This is a genomic window from Actinokineospora sp. NPDC004072, assembly GCF_053604195.1.
This window is the reverse complement of the sequence record NZ_JBSGHB010000001.1, coordinates 215,241-231,785: the sequence shown is the minus strand read 5'-3', so window position 1 is coordinate 231,785 and position 16,545 is coordinate 215,241. Positions and strand designations below refer to the sequence as shown.

General features: G+C 75.4%; 17 protein-coding genes. 12 read left to right on the top strand and 5 right to left on the bottom strand.

All coding sequences use genetic code 11. The annotated features are described in order from the left end of the window. Positions 1–130 precede the first annotated feature (130 nt). Both ACWEPX_RS01040 and ACWEPX_RS01035 read left to right on the top strand, forming a co-directional pair. A complete protein-coding gene (locus ACWEPX_RS01040) occupies positions 131–637 on the top strand; it encodes a hypothetical protein (RefSeq protein WP_451895005.1) in 507 nt (168 codons plus the stop codon). A 105-nt stretch (positions 638–742) separates the two neighbouring features. Further along, positions 743–1,483 (top strand): hypothetical protein, encoded by a 741-nt coding sequence (locus ACWEPX_RS01035; protein WP_451895004.1) that lies wholly within the window; start codon positions 743–745, stop codon positions 1,481–1,483. Here ACWEPX_RS01035 and ACWEPX_RS01030 read toward each other — a convergent pair whose 3' ends face one another. Beyond that, on the bottom strand, positions 1,484–2,305 hold the full coding sequence (locus ACWEPX_RS01030) for a M55 family metallopeptidase (RefSeq protein ID WP_451895003.1): 822 nt from the start codon (positions 2,303–2,305) through the stop codon (positions 1,484–1,486). 92 nt (positions 2,306–2,397) lie between these two features. On the opposite strand from ACWEPX_RS01030, the gene ACWEPX_RS01025 reads away from it, so the two are divergent. The 8 genes from ACWEPX_RS01025 to ACWEPX_RS00990 all read left to right on the top strand — a co-directional run bounded on the left by ACWEPX_RS01025 (position 2,398) and on the right by ACWEPX_RS00990 (position 10,860). Further along, positions 2,398–4,143 (top strand): ABC transporter substrate-binding protein, encoded by a 1,746-nt coding sequence (locus ACWEPX_RS01025; RefSeq protein WP_451895002.1) that lies wholly within the window; start codon positions 2,398–2,400, stop codon positions 4,141–4,143. After that, complete coding sequence (locus tag ACWEPX_RS01020) at positions 4,140–5,138, top strand: ABC transporter permease (protein ID WP_451895001.1); 999 nt, start codon at positions 4,140–4,142, stop codon at positions 5,136–5,138. Before ACWEPX_RS01025 ends, ACWEPX_RS01020 begins: the two co-directional genes overlap by 4 nt. Continuing rightward, positions 5,135–5,974: an ABC transporter permease gene (locus tag ACWEPX_RS01015; RefSeq protein WP_451895000.1), complete on the top strand. Its 840-nt coding sequence runs from the start codon at positions 5,135–5,137 to the stop codon at positions 5,972–5,974. Before ACWEPX_RS01020 ends, ACWEPX_RS01015 begins: the two co-directional genes overlap by 4 nt. Beyond that, positions 5,971–7,533: a nickel ABC transporter ATP-binding protein NikE gene (nikE, locus tag ACWEPX_RS01010; RefSeq protein WP_451894999.1), complete on the top strand. Its 1,563-nt coding sequence runs from the start codon at positions 5,971–5,973 to the stop codon at positions 7,531–7,533. The genes ACWEPX_RS01015 and nikE overlap by 4 nt, the downstream gene beginning before the upstream one ends. A 123-nt stretch (positions 7,534–7,656) precedes the next feature. Continuing rightward, the gene (mptB, locus tag ACWEPX_RS01005; RefSeq protein ID WP_451894998.1) at positions 7,657–9,159 is read left to right on the top strand and encodes a polyprenol phosphomannose-dependent alpha 1,6 mannosyltransferase MptB; all 1,503 of its coding nucleotides are present in this window, start codon (positions 7,657–7,659) and stop codon (positions 9,157–9,159) included. Between the two features lie 51 nt (positions 9,160–9,210). Beyond that, positions 9,211–9,891, top strand: coding sequence for a Clp protease N-terminal domain-containing protein (locus ACWEPX_RS01000; protein WP_451894997.1), 681 nt, complete (start codon positions 9,211–9,213; stop codon positions 9,889–9,891). Positions 9,892–9,997: 106 nt separating this feature from the next. Next, on the top strand, positions 9,998–10,255 hold the full coding sequence (locus ACWEPX_RS00995; protein ID WP_451894996.1) for a hypothetical protein: 258 nt from the start codon (positions 9,998–10,000) through the stop codon (positions 10,253–10,255). Between the two features lie 269 nt (positions 10,256–10,524). Continuing rightward, positions 10,525–10,860: a hypothetical protein gene (locus ACWEPX_RS00990; RefSeq protein WP_451894995.1), complete on the top strand. Its 336-nt coding sequence runs from the start codon at positions 10,525–10,527 to the stop codon at positions 10,858–10,860. Positions 10,861–10,891: 31 nt separating this feature from the next. Here the strand turns inward: ACWEPX_RS00990 and ACWEPX_RS00985 are convergent, their stop codons facing one another. Further along, entirely contained in the window at positions 10,892–11,809 is a 918-nt protein-coding gene (locus ACWEPX_RS00985; protein ID WP_451894994.1) for a S66 peptidase family protein, read from the bottom strand. Continuing rightward, on the bottom strand, positions 11,806–13,713 hold the full coding sequence (locus tag ACWEPX_RS00980) for a prolyl oligopeptidase family serine peptidase (protein WP_451894993.1): 1,908 nt from the start codon (positions 13,711–13,713) through the stop codon (positions 11,806–11,808). The genes ACWEPX_RS00985 and ACWEPX_RS00980 overlap by 4 nt, the downstream gene beginning before the upstream one ends. 100 nt (positions 13,714–13,813) lie before the next feature. Here ACWEPX_RS00980 and ACWEPX_RS00975 point away from each other — a divergent pair, with 100 nt between their 5' ends. Then, entirely contained in the window at positions 13,814–14,380 is a 567-nt protein-coding gene (locus ACWEPX_RS00975) for a DUF3090 domain-containing protein (RefSeq protein WP_451894992.1), read from the top strand. Positions 14,381–14,387: 7 nt separating this feature from the next. Beyond that, on the top strand, positions 14,388–15,182 hold the full coding sequence (locus ACWEPX_RS00970; RefSeq protein WP_451894991.1) for an SCO1664 family protein: 795 nt from the start codon (positions 14,388–14,390) through the stop codon (positions 15,180–15,182). Here ACWEPX_RS00970 and ACWEPX_RS00965 read toward each other — a convergent pair. Both ACWEPX_RS00965 and ACWEPX_RS00960 read right to left on the bottom strand, forming a co-directional pair. Then, the gene (locus ACWEPX_RS00965; protein WP_451894990.1) at positions 15,179–16,054 is read right to left on the bottom strand and encodes a VOC family protein; all 876 of its coding nucleotides are present in this window, start codon (positions 16,052–16,054) and stop codon (positions 15,179–15,181) included. The genes ACWEPX_RS00970 and ACWEPX_RS00965 overlap by 4 nt on opposite strands. Next, positions 16,051–16,527: an RNA polymerase sigma factor gene (locus ACWEPX_RS00960; RefSeq protein ID WP_451894989.1), complete on the bottom strand. Its 477-nt coding sequence runs from the start codon at positions 16,525–16,527 to the stop codon at positions 16,051–16,053. Before ACWEPX_RS00960 ends, ACWEPX_RS00965 begins: the two co-directional genes overlap by 4 nt. Positions 16,528–16,545: the final 18 nt, after the last annotated feature.

Genomic DNA, 16,545 nt, shown 5'->3' with positions numbered 1-16,545 from the left:
CGAGGGGCGGCCGGGCGTCGACGAGGAAGCGGCGCCCGGCCGCTGCTTGTGCGCGGCGCGTCGGCGTGCGGGGTTACCGGCTGGTCAAGTAGCGTCGTGGCCCGGTTGTCCGGTCGGGGGAGGGTTGGCGATGGGGGTTGTCGGGGCGCGGTTCGTCGCCGAGGTGGATGTGGTGGCGTGGCGGCGTCGGTTGGTGCCGTGGGTGGCTGCGGGTGCCGGGGTGCTGCTGCTGGGTGTGGTGTTGGTGGTTGTGGGGGTCGGGTGGGGTGTGGTGGTGGGGTTGGTGGTGGTCGGGGTGGCGGTTCCGGCGGCGAAGGTGGCGGGGTTCGTGGCGCGGCGGCGCAGGCGGGAGGCGCCGTTGTCGATGGACGCCTCGGGGGTGTGGGTGCCGACGGCGCAGGGTCCGGCGTTCCTGCCGTGGGAGACGGTGCGGGAGGTGGTGGTGGATGGTCCGACGGTGCGGTTCCGGGTGCGGGCGGGGGTGACGCCGCAGACCGACGGGGTGCGGGGGATGCATCGGCGGGATGTGTGGCCGGTGGCGTCGGGGCCGGGGTTGCCGGTGGACACGCGGTTGTACCGGCGGGGTGTGGGGGAGATCAGGGCGGCGGTGCGGGAGTTCTCCGGCGGGCGACTCTGAGTGATCAACTTTGGTTGAGCATCACTCACTTGGCTGACTGCACGGTCTCCTAAGTGGCCGTTACAGTGCGCGCATGCTGGCGGACGGTGAGAGGGGTTGAAGTCCGTGCCGCGTCTGCGCTCCCCGCTGCTCGACCTGGTCCGGTTGTCTGCGGCGCGCAGGCGGGGGGCCGGGTCGCCGGAGGTGGCGGTCGGGTTGGTGGCCGAGCCGGTGGAGGCGGGGGTGCTGGCCGCGGTGCTCTCGGCCGAGCCGCTGGCGGTGTGCCCGCTCTCGCCGGTGCTGGTGCGGCCGACGGGGGTGGCGGGGGCGACGCCGGGCGGGTTGGCGGTGGCGGTCTCGGAGCTGGTGGCCGAGGGGGTGCGGGTGGTGCTGGTGGGCACCCCGGTGACCGACGGGTCGGAGCGGGAGCGGCGGGCGCTGGTGGCGGCGCTGGACGCCGCGGCGGCGGCGGGGGTGCCGGTGGTGGTGCCCGCGGCGTCGGGTCCGGCGGTGCTGACCGGGCACGGGTGGGTGATCCCGGTGGCGTCGTGCTCGGCGTCGGGGCGGTTGAGCTGGTTCGTGGAGTTCGAGGACGCGCAGCGGGGGCTGCTGGCGCCGGGGCAGGACGTGCCGGGGCCGATGGGTCCGGCGTCGGGCAACGGGATCGCGGCGGCGCTGGTGGCGGGGACGGGCGCGCTGCTGTGCGGGATGTTCCCGGCGGCGTCGGGGGCGCAGGTGCGGGCGGCGCTGCTGGTGGGGTCGCTGCACGCGCACCGGTCGGGTCCGCCGCTGCTGGACGCGCAGCGGGCGGTGGAGTTCCTGGAGCGGTTGGCGGTGGCGCCTGCGGCGTGGCGGGCGACGGGCTGATCAGCCGTAGATGCCGTCGATGGCGCGGGCGGCGACGGTGGTGACGATCTTGAAGGTGGTCATGGCGGTGGTCATGGTGGGCGCGGTGTAGGCGATGGTGCGGGGCGCGGTCTGCTCGACGGTGGGGATGAGGGCGGCGGCGTCGGCGAGGTGGGTGGCGTCGAAGTCGACTTCGACGCGGTGGGGTGCGGGGCGGGGTGGTCGGGCTCCGGCGCGGGTCATGGCGGCGCGGGCGGTGTCGCGGATGCGGGCGGCGGTGACCTCGGGCGGGTCGCAGATGGCGGCGTAGCGGCTGACGCACTCCTTGACCACGGCGGGCAGGGCGTCGAAGTCGGCGGCTTCGGCGCAGGCGCGGTCGTCGCCGGTGACGAGCAGGACGGGCACGCCGTGCTCGGCGGCGAGGGCGGCGTTGAGCCTGCCTTCGCTGGCGGGGGCGCCGTCGAGGCGGACTTCGGTGATGGAGTTCTCCAGGTAGGTGTGGGCCAGGACGCCGGGGGCGCCTGCGCCTGCGTGGTAGCCGAGGAAGACGACGCCGTCGACGCCGGTGTCGATGCCGTGCATCATCGACAGGGCTTTGTGGCGGCCGGTGAGCAGCCGGGCGCGGGGGTCGAGGTCTTCGATGAGCAGGTTGCGCTGGCCTGCGTGGGCCTCGTTGACCAGGACGTCGGTGGCCCCGCCTGCGCGCAGGCCGTCGACGCAGGCGTTGACGTCGGCGGTGAGCAGGCGGCGGAAGCGCTGCCAGGGTTCGGTGCCCGCGACGACGTCGGTGGTGGCGGTGACGCCGGTGGCGCCTTCCATGTCGGCGGAGATCAGGATGCGCACGGCCATCACGGTACCGGCGGTGGCAGGTTGTTGACGTGAGCCGACCGGGGGTGGTTAATTTTTTGCCAACTACTCGTGCGGGGGTGGTCGGCGTGCGGATCGTGCTGGCGGCGGCGCTGGTGGCGGCGGGGCTCGCGCCCGCCGCCCACGCCCAGCAGGAGGTCACCCTGCGGGTGGCGGTGACCCAGGAGATCGACACGCTCAACCCGTTCCTGTCGATCACCCGCACCGGCACCGACGTGCTGCGCACGGCGTTCGAGCAGCTGACCACCTACGACGCGGCCACCCTCGCCCCCGCCCCGGCGCTGGCCGAGCGCTGGGAGGTCGCCCCGGACAAGCTGACCTGGCGGTTCACCCTGCGCGCCGGGGCGCTGTGGAGCGACGGGGAGCCGATCACCGCAGCCGACGCCGCCTTCACCCTGCAGCTGATGATGCGCGACGAGACCGCCCGGACCGCCAACGGCAGCTTCGTGGCGCTGTTCGACTCGGTGGCCGCCGAGGACGAGCGCACGCTGGTGGTGCGCACCAAGTCCCCGCAGGCGACGATGACCGCCCTGGACATCCCGATCGTGCCCGAGCACGTGTGGTCGCGGCTGGCCCCGGGCGCCGCGCCGGTGTTCCCGATGGTCGGGTCGGGGCCGTTCGTGATCACCGAGTTCAAGGAGGGCAGCTACACCCGGCTGGTGGCCAACGACCGCTACTGGCGGGGCAGGCCCAAGGTCGACCGGCTGGACTTCGTCTACTACCGCAACTCCGATGCCGCGGTGGCCGCGCTGCGCAACGGCGAGGTCGACCTGGTCAACCGGCTCACCCCCGCCCAGTTCGACGAGCTGGCCGAGGAGCCGGGGATCACGCGCAACCGGGCCAAGGGCAAGCGGTTCAACGAGATCCTGCTCAACCCCGGCGCCGCGGCGGCCGACGGCACGCCGATCGGCGACGGGCACCCGGCGCTGCGCGATCCGGTGCTGCGGCGGGCCATCGCCCAGTCCATCGACACCACCGCCCTGGTGGAGCGGGTGTGGGGCGGCTACGGCCAGGCCGGGGCGGGCTACATCCCGCCGGTGTTCGCCGACTTCCACTGGCCGGGCACGCGCCCGTTCGACATCCCCGGGGCCAACGCGATGCTCGACGCCGCCGGGTACGCGCGCGGCCCGGACGGGGTGCGGGTGGACCCGCGCAGCGGGCGGGCGCTGCGGCTGCGGCTGCTGGCGCGCGCGGGCGCCAACTTCGACGAGCAGTCCGCCCCCTACGTCAAGGGCTGGCTGGGCGAGCTGGGCATCGAGGTGCGGGTGCAGGTCGTCTCCGACACCAAGCTCAACGAGGCCACCACGCGCGGCGCGTTCGACCTGGCCTACAGCGGCTGGGCGGCCAACCCCGACCCCGACTACGTGCTGTCGCTGCAGACCTGCGCCGCCCGGCCCGGCGCCGACGGCCGCGGCGCGACCCCCGACAGCTTCCTGTGCGACCCCGCCTACGACGCCCTCTACGCCCGCCAGGTGGCCGAGTTCGACCGGGCGGCGCGCGCCGAGCTGGTCAAGCAGATGCAGCAGCGGCTGCACGAGCTGGCCCCGATGGTGATCCTGGGCTACGACGACGTGCTGGAGGCGTGGCGGTCGGACCGCTTCGCCGCCTTCCAGGTCTCGCCCGACCCGGGCGGGCCGATCATGAACCAGCAGTCCTACTGGGGCTACTACTCGGCCACCCCGATCCCGCGGGAGCCGGGCGGCTCGTCCACCGGGCTGGTGCTGGGCGTCGTCGGCGGGGCGGTGCTGCTGCTGGGCGGGGCCGGGTGGTGGCTGGCGCGGCGGCGCGCCGCGGGCGCGGACGAGCGGGAGTGAGCGCGACGCCGCCCGTCGCGCCGCGCCCGCGGCGGCGGTGGGCCCGGTACGCGGCGGGCAAGGCGGGCGGGGCGCTGCTGAGCCTGGCGCTGATCGCGGTGCTGGGGTTCCTGCTGTTCCGGGCGCTGCCCGGCGACGCGGTGACCACCATGACCCGGGGGTGGCCGGTCAGCGCCGCCCAGATCGCCGAGCTGGAGGCCGCCTACGGCCTGGACCGGCCGCTGCTGGAGCAGTTCTGGGCCTACCTGGGGGACCTGGCGCGCGGGGACCTGGGCACCTCCTACACCTTCCGGGTGCCGGTGGCGGAGAAGATCGCCGAGCGGGTGGGGCCCACGGTGCTGCTGGTGGGCACCGGCACGCTGCTGGCGGTGGCGCTGGGGCTGTGGCTGGGCACGCGCTCGGCGTGGCGGCGCGGCGGGCGCTTCGACCGGGCGGCCACCGGGGTGGCGCTGGGGCTGTGGTCGGTGCCGACGTTCTGGCTGGGGCTGCTGCTGCTCTCGGCCACCTCGGGGCTGTTCCCCTCCGGCGGCATCACCTACCCCGACACCCCGCCGGACTTCTGGTCGCAGGCGGTGGACACCGCCCACCACATGGTGCTGCCGGTGATCACCTTCGTCGCCGTGGTCTACGCCCAGTACCAGCTGGTCATGCGGGCCTCGCTGGTGGAGGAGCTGACCGCCCCGCACCTGCTGACCGCCCGCGCCAAGGGGCTGCGCGAGCAGCAGGTGCTGCGCCGCCACGCGGTGCCCAACGCGCTGCTGCCCACGGTGACGCTGGTGTTCCTGCACCTGGGGCTGGTGGTGTCGGGGGCGATCACGGTGGAGACGGTGTTCTCCTGGCCCGGGCTGGGGCTGCTGACCTACGAGGCGCTGCGCGGCCCGGACCTGCCGCTGCTGCAGGGCACGTTCCTGGTGCTGGCCGCGGCGGTGGTGCTGGCCAACCTGGCCGCCGACCTGCTCTACCGCGTCCTCGACCCGCGGGTGCGCACCTCATGAACGGGCGCCTGCCGATCGGGCGCGGCGGGCTGGTCGCCGCCGCGGTGCTGGTCGTGGTGGCCGCGCTGGCGGTGGCGGCGCCGTGGCTGAGCGACCCCGCCGGGCTGGACGTGACCAAGGCGCACGCCCCGGGCCTGGCCGCCCCCGACGGGCAGCACTGGCTGGGCACCGACGAGAACGGCCGCTCGGTGCTGCTGCTGACCTGGTGGGGCGCGCGGGTGTCGCTGCTGGTCGGGGTCAGCGCCGCGGTGCTGTCGGTGGGCATCGGCACGCTGGTGGGGCTGGCCGCGGCGATGGCCGGGGGCTGGGTGTCGGCGGTGCTGATGCGCCTGACCGACTTCTTCCTGGTGCTGCCGTCGCTGGTGCTGGCCATCGCCCTGTCCACCGTGCTCGACCGCGGCATCGGCACCATCGTGCTGGCCATCGGCCTGACCTCCTGGCCGAGCGCGGCCCGCCTGGTGCGCGCCCAAGCCCTGGCCGTGTCCGCCCGCCCCTACGTGGAGCGGGCGCACGCCCTCGGCGGCGGGCCGCTGCACGTGGTCGCCCGGCACGTGCTGCCCGGCGTGGTGCCGCTGGTCGTGGTCAACACCACCCTCGCCGTCGGCACCGCGATCGTGGCCGAGTCCACCCTGGCCTTCCTCGGCCTGGGCGACCCGACCGCGGTGTCGTGGGGGGCGATGCTGCGCAGCGCGTCGAGCACCGGGGCCGTCACCGCCGGGGCGTGGTGGTACCTGGTGCCGCCGGGGCTGGCCATCGCCGGGGTCGTGCTCGCGGTGACGGTGTGCGGGCGGGCGCTGGAGACCGTGCTGGACCCGCGGCTGCGGGAGCCGCGATGAGCCTGCTGCGCGTGCGCGACCTGCACGTCCGCTACCCCGGCGAGCATGCCGTGCGGGGGGTGGACCTGGACATCGCCGCGGGGGAGAGCCTGGGGCTGGCCGGGGAGTCCGGGTGCGGCAAGTCCACCGTGGCGCTGTCGCTGCTGCGGCTGCTGCCCCGCAGCGCCGAGGTCACCGGCTCCATCGCCGTCGACGGGGCCGAGGTCACCGAGCTGAGCTGGGGGAAGCTGCGGGCGCTGCGGTGGGCGCGGGCGTCGGTGGTCTTCCAGGGTGCGATGCACGCGCTCAACCCGGTGCGCCGCGTCGGCGAGCAGATCGCCGAACCCATCCGCCTGCACGAACCGGCCGTCACCGCCGCCCAGGCCCGCGCCCGGGTGGCCGACCTGCTCGCCCAGGTCGAGCTGCCGCCCGCCCGCGCAGGCGCCTACCCGCACGAGCTCTCCGGCGGCCAGCAGCAGCGCGTCATGATCGCCATGGCGCTGGCCTGCGCGCCCCGGCTGATCATCGCCGACGAGCCCACCACCGCCCTGGACGTCGTCGTGCAGACCCAGGTGCTGGACCTGCTGTCGGGGCTGGTCGCCGCGCGCGGCATCGGCATGCTGCTGATCAGCCACGACCTGGGCGTGCTCGCCCGGGTGTGCGGGCGGCTGGCGGTCATGGACGCCGGGCGCGTGGTGGAGAGCGGCCCGACCCGGGAGGTGATCGCCGCGCCCCGGCACGAGCGCACCCGCGCGCTGGTGGCGGCCGTGCCCGCCGTCGGCGACCCCCGTCACCGGCGCGCCCCGGCCACCGCCGGGGGCGCCGAGCTGCTGCGGGTGCGGGGGCTGCGGGTGCGCTTCGGCGACACCGCGGCCGTCGACGGGGTGGACCTGGACGTGCGGGCCGGGGAGATCGTGGCCCTGGTCGGGCAGTCCGGGTCGGGCAAGACCACCCTGGCCCGCGCCGTGCTCGGCCTGGTGCGCCCCGAGGCCGGGCAGATCCGCCTCGACGGGCGCCAGATGCCCGCAGGCGGCCGCGGGCTGCGCGCCTACCGCCGCCAGGTGCAGTGGGTGCCCCAGGACCCCACCGGGGCGCTCAACCCGCGCCACCGCGTCGCCGAGGCGATCACCGAGGGCCTGCGCGTGCACCGGGTGCCCGGCGACCACGCCGCGCTGGCCGCCCGCGCCCTGGCCGAGGCCGAGCTGCGCCCGCCCGAGCGGTACCTGGGCGCCCTGCCCCACCAGCTCTCCGGCGGGCAGCGCCAGCGGGTGGTCATCGCCGCCGCGCTGGCCCTGTCGCCGCGGCTGCTGGTGGCCGACGAGCCGGTGGCCTCCCTGGACGCCTCGGTGCGCGGGGAGGTGCTGGGCCTGCTGCTGCGGCTGCGCGCCCGGCTGGGCTTGGCCGCGCTCGTCATCACCCACGACCTGGGGGTGGCGTGGGCGGCCGCCGACCGGGTGGTGGTGCTGCGGGCCGGGCGCGTGGTGGAATCCGGGCCGGTGGAGCAGGTGCTGACCGACCCGGCCGACCCCTACACCCGGGCGCTGCTGGCGGCGCTGCCGCGGCCGGACCGCAGCGGGTGAGCCGTTCGGCGGCGCGGACACCCCGCCGGTTCCCGCATTGCGCGAACCGGGCCGGTGTGCCCTGTGTAGGCTCATCCCCCGATGACCACCGCCGCAGGCCCCTCCCCAGACACGGACGCACCCTTGGTCGCAGACAACGCCGAGCCCGCCGCCGCGGCCGCGTCCGCGAAGGCCCCGCTGCCGGTGCGCACGACCGCCCTGGGCGCGGCGGGCAGCGTGATGGTGCTGCTCGGCTCCTTCGGCGCGGCGGGGATCCTGGCCCGCGACCCGGTGCTCGGGCACGGGCCGCTGTCGTGGATCCGCTACGGGCACGGCCAGATGCTGGCCACGATGGTGCTCTACGTCGGCTTCCTGATGATGGTGTGGGCGTGGGTGCGGTTGGGCAGGCACGTGCTCGCGGGGCGGGTCGGGTCGCGGCCGGTGCTGGTGGCGGCCGCGGCGTGGACCGCGCCGCTGCTGATCGCCCCGCCGGTGTTCACCCGCGACGTGTTCTCCTACCTGGCCCAGGGGGCGCTGCCGCTGCACGGCATGGACCCCTACGAGGTGGGGCCGATCATGCTCGGGGTGCCCGAGCTGGTGCAGAACGTGCACCCGTTCTGGGTGTCGACGCCCGCGCCCTACGGGCCGCTGTTCATCCTGCTGGCCAAGGGGGTGGCGGCGGTGGCGGGCAGCAACGTCATCGTCGGGGTCATCCTGTCGCGGCTGGTGCTGCTGGTCGGGCTCGGGCTGCTGCTGTGGGCGCTGCCGGGCCTGGTGCGCCACCTGGGCGGCAAGCTGCCGGTGGCGCTGTGGCTGGCCGTGGCCGGGCCGATGACGGTGGTGCACCTGGTCGGCGGCCCGCACAACGACCTGCTGATGGTCGGGTTCCTGGCCGCGGGCGCGCTGTGCGCGCTCGACCGCCGCCACGTGCTCGGCGTGGTGCTGGTGACCCTGGGCGCGGCGGTGAAGGCGACCTCGCTGATCGCGCTGCCGTTCCTGGTGTGGGTGTGGGCCGCGCACCTGGGGTCCACGCCGCTGCGCAACTTCCTGCGCGCGTTCAGCGCGGCGCTGGCGACGTTCCTGGCCACCTTCGTGGCGGTCACCTACCTGTCGCTGGGCGCGTTCGACCTGGGCTGGCTCAACTCGGTCAACGCCCCCACGATGATCGTCAACTGGCTGTCGCTGCCCACGGCGATCGGGGAGATCATCCACACGGTGGTCAGCCTGTTCGTCGACGCCAACAAGAGCTGGTTCGTCAACATCGTGCGCGTGCTCGGCGCGCTGGTGTTCCTGTGGATCGCGGTGCGCCAGTGGTGGGCGGCGCGCGAGGGCGGGCCGGACGCGGTGCGGCGCATGGCGCTGGTGTTCATCGCCATCGCCGTGCTCTCCCCGACCATGCTGCCCTGGTACCTGACCTGGGGCTTCGCTATCGCGGCTGCGCTGGCCTGGCAGCAGCGGCAGCTGGCCTACGTGGTGGCGGGCGCGGTGTTCCTGGTGCTGACCTACTCCCCGGCGGGGGAGGACCTGCTCTACAACTGGCCGTTCATCGCCTGCGCGGTGGCGGTGTCGGTGCTGGCGGGGGTGTCGCTGCTGCGGCCGGACCCGCTGCGCCTGTTCCGCGACGACGACGAACTCGCCCGCGTATAACCCCAATCTGGGGGTAGACATCTAACCCCTTAAGGGGTTAGCGTTGGGGGCATGCCGAAGATCAACGTGTACCTGCCCGACGACCTCGCCGAGGAAGTCCGCGCCTCCGGCGTGCCCGTCTCGGCCATCTGCCAGCGCGCCCTGGAGCAGTCCGCCCGCCGCGTCAGCGCCATCCGCGCCACCACCCTCGGCGGCGACGCCGACCACGACCTGCCCAACTTCACCGACCGCGCCCGCACCGCCGTGCGGCTGGGCATCGACGCCGCCCGCGCCGAGAACGCCCCCGAGGTCGACAGCGGCCACCTCCTGCGCGGCATCCTCGACGAGGGCGCCAACCTCGCCCTGCGCGTGCTCGCCGCCCTCGACATCAGCCCCGACCGCGTCCGCCGCGCCATCACCGCCCCCACCGCCGCCGGGACGGCCACCCGCTTCTCCTCCGACGCCGCCAACGCCCTGGAGCTGGCCGTCGTCGAAGCCGTCGCCCTCGGCCACAACTACATCGGCTGCGAACACCTCATCCTCGGCCTGGCCACCGAACCCGACGGCCCCGCCAGCGCCGCCCTGCGCACCGCGGGCGCCGACGCCAAAGCCCTGCGCGCCACCGTCACCGCCGCCCTCGCAGGCTACGTCCACCTGCGCGCCCAAACCGGCGAGATGTCCGCAGGCGTCATCGCCGCCGCCCTCAAACCCCTCGTCGACCGCATCGAAGCCCTGGAGAAGCGCCTGTCCTGAACACGATCGGCTACAGCTGCCCGCTCCACGGCCCCCTCGCCCGCCGGGCATGACCACGATCGGTGGTGCAAGGCACAACCCTTCCGATCCGATCAGGGAGCGTGGCATGGCCGTGTACGACACCGAGATCCACACCGGCGGCGGGGGCTGGCAGCCCGACCAGCCGCTGTCGGTGGCCATCACCAACCGCGCCGAGGTCGTCCCGGACACCGGGCAGCCGCAGACCGGGACCACGGTGACCTGGAGCAGCCCCCAGTCCGGCAACGGCAGCGTCACCTTCTTCGACGAGGGCACCCGGTTCGAGGGCACCGCCCAGTGGCCCGGCGAAGGCCCGGTCGAATACCGCGGCAAGCTCAGCGGCTGACCCCCACCCGCCCGCGCCGACTCACCGGCGCGGGCGGCGTTGCCGAATTCCGGCTCACCCTAAAGCACCATTGCCCGCCCCCTCGCATTCGTCATAGCCTGGGCGCGCCGCCGGAGAACACGGCGGCCGACTGGGGGCCTAATTCGGAATTCCCGCCCGCGGTATGCCTCATGACCTGCTGTTTTCTGGTCATGCGGCATACCGTTGGCTGCGCTGGAATCGTGGCCGTAAGCCCGGCTGAACCGTTCTCTCGAATAAGGGGGATATTCATGCGCAAGCTCGGTCTCATTTTCGCTGCCATTGCCGCGCTGGCCGTCGTGGCGCCCACCTCGGCCGCCGCCGACACCGCCGGGACCGCCGCACTGGCCCACTGCCCCAACGGGCTGATGGTCGCCGTCTACGGCGCCAACGTCTACAGCGGCTGGAACAGCTACCGGGTCATCGGGCAGGTCAGCGCCGGTGACGTGGTGGCCTGCGTCGAGGGCTACGACCTCGGCCGCCGCTACACCGCCTGCGGCATCACCAACGGCAACGGCTGGGTGCGGCTGGTCGCCACCGACGGCACCCGGGGCTGGTCGCCGCAGGGCTGCTTCCGCGACCTGTAACCCCGCCGCGGGCCATGGGCCCGCCCCGCCGCTAGGCGAGGGCGGGCTCGGCCAGGGTGAGGGTGCCGTCGTCGGCGTCGAGGTGGGCGGGCAGGCCCAGGGGGACGGTGAGCTGGTCGGGGCAGTGGCCGAAGCCCAGCTCCCACACCATCGGCACGCCCAGCCCGCCCAGCAGGTCCGCGACCACCTCGTACACCTGCTCGGGGCTGCCGCAGCCCGACCACGAGCCCAGCGCGATCCCCGCGACCCCGGTGAACCAGCCCGCCCGCAGCAGCTGCGTCAGCAGCCGGTCCACCCGGTAGGGCTCCTCGCCGACGTCCTCCAGCAGCAGGATCGACCCATCCGGGGGCGGGGCGGCGTCCAGGGAGCCCACGTCGGCGGCCAGCAGGCTCAGCGTCCCCCCGCACAGCACCCCGTCGGCGCTGCCGTGTTCGGCGGTGGACACGCGCGGGCCGGTCAGCACCGTGGTCGACTCCGGCTCGAACAGCGTCGCCCGCAGGTGGTCCTGGGCGCCGGGGTCGAACAGCGTCCCGGCCACCATCGGCGCGAACAGCGTCACCACGTCCAGGTTCGCCCCGAACGCCGAGTGCAGGGCGGTGATGTCGCTGGACCCGGCCAGCACCTTCGGGCCCGCCGCGGCCAGCTCCGCCCAGTCCAGCAGGTCCACCAGGCGCTGGGAGCCGTAGCCGCCGCGGGCGCACAGCACCGCCTCCACCGCCGGGTCGCACCAGGCCGCCTGCAGGTCGGCGGCCCGGTCGGCGTCGCGCCCGGCCAGGTAGGGCAGGCGCGGGTGCCGGTCGAGGACGTGCTCGCCCACCCGCACCCGCAGGCCCCACGACTCCAGCACCGCCACCCCCTCGGCCAGCCGGTGCTCCTCCACCGGGCCTGCCGGGGCCACCACGGCCACCAGGGACCCCTCGCGCAGCCGCGGCGGGCGCTGCCTGCTCACGGCGCCAGCTCCAGCGCCGCCACCCCGGGCGGGGTGAACCCGAACACCTGCCCGTAGAAGGACAGCTCGGCCTCGTGCGCGGCGGCGATGGCCCCCGCCCCGCGGAAGCCGTGCCGCTCCCCGGGGAACACCAGGTAGGCGTGCGGCACGCCCAGCCCGTCGACGAACCGCTTCACCTGCTCCGGCGGGCACACCGGGTCGTCGGCGCCCTGCAGCACCAGCACCGGGCCGCGCACCCGGCCCGCCGCGGCCACCGGGGAGCGGTCGCGGTAGCGCTGGGCGTGCTCGGGCAGCACCCCCACCAGCCGCTCGACGTAGCAGGACTCGAAGTCGTGGGTCTCGACCTGCCCGTCGGCCCACGGCGCCAGGTCCAGCAGCGGGAACATGAGCGTCGCGCAGGCGAACACGGTGCCGCCGGTCATCGCCGCGGCCGCGGTGAACCCGCCCGCGCTGCCCCCGCGCACCGCCAGGCGGCCCGGCTCGGCGATGCCCTCGGCCACCAGGGCGGCCGCGGCGGCGAGGGTGTCGGCGACGTCGACGACGCCCCACCGCTGGTGCAGCAGCTCCCGGAACGCCCGCCCGTAGCCGGTGGAGCCCGCGTAGTCCACCGCCACCACCCCGATGCCGCGGCTGGTGAAGTAGGCGATGTCCAGGTCCAGCGCGGTGGAGAACGCCGTCGTCGGGCCGCTGTGCGGGTAGAGCAGCCACGGCGGCGCCTGCCCGGACGGGCCTGCGAAGTCGGGGTTGGTCGGCGGGTACACCAGCACCGGCACCTCGTGCCCGTCGCCCGCCACCGTGCGCGCCACCGGCTGCGGCAGGTAGCGCGGGTCCGGGGTCTGCGGGTGGGTGTGCTCGGTGTGCATGCCGGTGGACAGGTCCAGCTCCACCACCGTCCACGGGGTGCGCGGCCCGGCCGCGCTGGTGCTGACCACCCCGTCCACGGCGTGCACGTCCGGGGCGAACTCGGCGAAGTCGGTGTCCACATCGGTCACCGTGGCGCTGCGCTCGTCCAGGATCGCCAGCGCACCGGCGCGCAGCACGGCGTGGCGGCCGCGGCCCAGCGGGGCGAACCAGCGCCTGCCCAGCTGCCACAGCGGCCCGCCCAGCTCCCGCTCCCCGGGCGCCAGGGCCGTCATCGCCCCGTCGACGCCGACGCGGTGCAGGCCCCACCACCCGTCGGGGTCGGCCAGCACCAGCAGCGAGTCCGGCGACTCCCACTCGACCTGGCACACCGCCACCTCCGGCCCGCCCGCCACGACCCGGTGCGGCCCGAACGCGCCGTCGGGGCCGATGGCCGCCACGCACGCCTCGGCGCGGTCCCACGGCATGTCCGGGTGCGACCAGCCGATCCAGGCCGCGTGCCGCCCGTCCGGGGAGGGCTGGGGGGCGGTCATGAAGTGGTGGGAGGCCCCCAGCACGCGCACCCCGCCTGCCAGCGCCACCGCCACCAGGTCGCGGGCCACGTCGGTGGGCGCGTCGCCGGTGACGGTCTCCCGCACGCACCACACCTCACTGCCCAGGCCGGGGGTGAGGTCGCTGTAGCGCACGCCGTGCTCGCGCTCGGGCGCCTCGGTCAGCGCCACCGGCTCCCCGCCCGAGACGGTGGCGTAGACGCGCTGGTCGCTCCACTCGGTGAACACCAGGTGCTCGCCGAGGAGGGTGAACGGGCGGCCCCCGTACTCGTGGACGCGGTTGCGCGCGCTCCACGGGGCCCCCAGCACCTCCTCCGGCCCGTCCGGGCCCGAGCGCAGCACCGCGGCCCGGCCCCCTTCCTCGGGGCGCGACTGCGTCCACCACAGCCTCCCCGAGTGCGGCAGCACCCAGGCGGGGGCTGCGCCAGCGCGGGCGACGTCGGCGGCGCTCAGGGGCGATTCCCAGCTGCCGTGCGGGGCGATCCGGACCACGAGACGACCCTACCGACCGCCCGATACGGTGGACCGGTCAACGCCGTCCGGTGGGGGAGGACCTGCCCGCCCCCGCGCCGTGCAATAAGGTCGAGGTGCCATGGCTCGCGTCATCCACGTCTTCCGCCAGCCCGACCGCTTCGTCGCGGGGACCGTCGGGCAGCCCGGCGACCGCACGTTCTACCTGCAGGCGGTCGAATCCGCCAAGACCGTGTCGGTGACCATCGAGAAGCAGCAGGTCCAGGTCCTCGCCGAGCGCATCGGGTCGCTGCTGGAGGAGGTGCACCGCCGCTTCGGCGCCGAGGTGCCCGACGACGTCGACGAGACCCAGGTCGACTCCGAGCCGCTGGCGGTGCCGGTGGAGGAGGAGTTCCGGGTCGGCACGATGGGCCTGGGCTGGGACGCCGAGTCGCGCGCGGTGGTCATCGAGCTGCTGGCGATCACCGAGGGCGAGGTCGACGAGTCGGTGGTGCTCGACGACACCGAGGAAGGCCCCGACGCGGTGCGCGTGTTCCTCACCCCGGTGATGGCGCGCGCCTTCGCCGAGCGCGCCGACCGCGTCCTCAAGGCCGGGCGCAAGCCGTGCCCGCTGTGCGGGGAGCCGCTGGACCCCGGCGGGCACGTGTGCCCGCGCCAGAACGGCTACCGCCGCGGCGACGACGACTGACGCCCCGGTGTTACCGACCGACCCGCACGCCGAGGCGTTCCTGCAGGCAGGCGAGCTGGACATCGAAGGCCGCCTGGTCGACGCCTCCAACGTCACCCTGTTCTGCGGCATCACCCTCGACGGGGTGAGCGCCCGCTGCGTCTACAAGCCGGTGCGCGGCGAGCGGCCGCTGTGGGACTTCCCCGACGGCACGCTGGCCGGGCGCGAGGTCGCCGCCTACCTGCTCGCCCGCGCGGCGGGGCTGGCGCTGATCCCGCCGACGGTGCTGCGCGACGGGCCGCTCGGGCCGGGCATGGTGCAGCTGTGGGTGGACACCAAGGACGGCGACGAGCTGGTCGACCTGGTCGCCCCCGAGCAGGTGCCCGCGGGCTGGCGGGCGGTGCTGCACGCCCGCGACCACCACGGCGACCCGGCGGTGCTGGTGCACTCCGGGGACGCCGGGGTGGCGCGGCTGGCGGCGCTGGACGTGGTGCTCAACAACGCCGACCGCAAGGGCGGGCACGTGCTGCACGGCGCCGACGGCGGCGTCTACGGCGTCGACCACGGCATCTGCCTGCACCAGGAGCCCAAGCTGCGCACCGTGCTGTGGGGGTGGGCGGGCGAGCCGCTGCCCGCCGACCTGCTCGACCACCTGGCCCGCCTCAAGTCGGCCCTGGACACCGACTTCGCCGAGGAGGTCGGCGAGCACCTGACGCTGCGCGAGGTCAAGGCGCTGCGCGGGCGGGTGGGGCGGCTGCTGGCCGCCCCGGTCTTCCCCGTCCCCGACCCCGCGGGCCGCCCGATCCCCTGGCCCGCGTTCTAGGGCTGCCACAGCTGGAAGGCCGCGCCCTCCGGGTCCACGCAGTCGGCGAAGCGCCCGTAGGGCTTGTCCTCGACCGCGCCCGCGGTGCCGCCGTGCTCGCGCACCGCCCGCAGCGCGGCGTCGATGTCGGCCACCCGGAAGCACAGGTCCACCCGCGGCGGGGCGCCGGTGCCCGCCCACAGCCCGACCTGGCGGCCGTCGACCTGCCAGCCGCCCTCGACCGAGCCGGGGCTGAACGTCCAGCCGAGCACCGCGCCGTAGAAGTCGCGGGCGAGCTCGGCGTCGCCGACGACCTTGGTGACGTAGCCGACGTCGCCGGGGCGGGGGGCCGCCGGGTGGGCGGCCAGCATCCACCGGTGCCCGAACGGGTCGACCAGCACCGCCAGGCGCCCGTAGGGGTAGTCGGCGGGCTCGCGCTCGGCCCGCGCGCCCGCCCGGATCGCGCGGGCGAAGGCGGCGTCGACGTCGGGCACCCGCAGGTGCAGGGTGTGCGCGGCGGGCTGGCCGGGGACGGGCGCGGCGACGGGGGTGTCCCCGGCCGCGGCGGCGTCGGCCAGCATCAGCACCGCGTCGCCGACGGTCAGCTCGGCGTGGCCGATGGCCCCGTCGGGCATCACGACGGGCTCGCCGCGGCGCTCGGCGGCGAAGGCGGCGGCGTAGAAGTCCAGGGCGGCCGCGGCGTCGGCGACGACGATGTAGGGGCTGATCGCGGGGCCCGCTGCGGGGGCGGCGGTCTGGGTCACGGTGGTCTCCTTCCAGGTCAGGACGGCGCGGCGCAGGCGCTGCCGCAGCTCGGCGGCGAAGCCGGGGTCCGGGTCGGCGGGGGTGTCCAGGGCGCGCAGGGCGGCCAGCGGGTCGCGGGGGTCGCTCACGGCTGCCCTCCATCGGGGTAGGCGCGACGGAACGCGGCGCGGGCGCGCACCAGCAGCGCCTCGGTGGCGTGCACGGTGCGGCCCAGGCACTCGGCCACCTCGGGCACCCCCAGCCCGTCGAGGTAGCGCAGGGTCAGCGCCGCGCGGTGGTGCGGGCCCAGGGCGGCCAGCGTCTGGCGGGCCAGCAGCACGTCCAGGCGCACCTCCCACGGGTCCTCCTCCGGCGGCGGGTCCTCGGGCACGGGTCTGCGCTCGCGGGCGACGCGCCGCCAGTGGTCGGCGAGCTTGTGCCGGGCCACGCCGATCAGCCACGGCACCGTGACCGGCTCGGCGTCGGGCTTGCGGGCGGCGGTGACCGCGGCCAGGAACGTCTCGGCGGTGAGGTCCTCGGCCAGCGCGGTCTCCCCGACGCGGGCCAGCAGGTAGCCGTAGACGTGCGGCAGCGCCTGCTCGTAGAGCTCGAGCAGCGCCACCGCGGGATCCGGGCGCGC

Bases quoted from the DNA above. Each gene is read 5' to 3' on its own strand.
- ACWEPX_RS00990 (WP_451894995.1), top strand. From the start codon at position 10,525: ATGCGCAAGCTCGGTCTCATTTTCGCTGCCATTGCCGCGCTGGCCGTC.
- ACWEPX_RS01015 (WP_451895000.1), top strand. From the start codon at position 5,135: ATGAACGGGCGCCTGCCGATCGGGCGCGGCGGGCTGGTCGCCGCCGCG.
- ACWEPX_RS01040 (WP_451895005.1), top strand. From the start codon at position 131: ATGGGGGTTGTCGGGGCGCGGTTCGTCGCCGAGGTGGATGTGGTGGCG.
- ACWEPX_RS01000 (WP_451894997.1), top strand. From the start codon at position 9,211: ATGCCGAAGATCAACGTGTACCTGCCCGACGACCTCGCCGAGGAAGTC.
- nikE (WP_451894999.1), top strand. From the start codon at position 5,971: ATGAGCCTGCTGCGCGTGCGCGACCTGCACGTCCGCTACCCCGGCGAG.
- ACWEPX_RS00995 (WP_451894996.1), top strand. From the start codon at position 9,998: ATGGCCGTGTACGACACCGAGATCCACACCGGCGGCGGGGGCTGGCAG.
- ACWEPX_RS00975 (WP_451894992.1), top strand. From the start codon at position 13,814: ATGGCTCGCGTCATCCACGTCTTCCGCCAGCCCGACCGCTTCGTCGCG.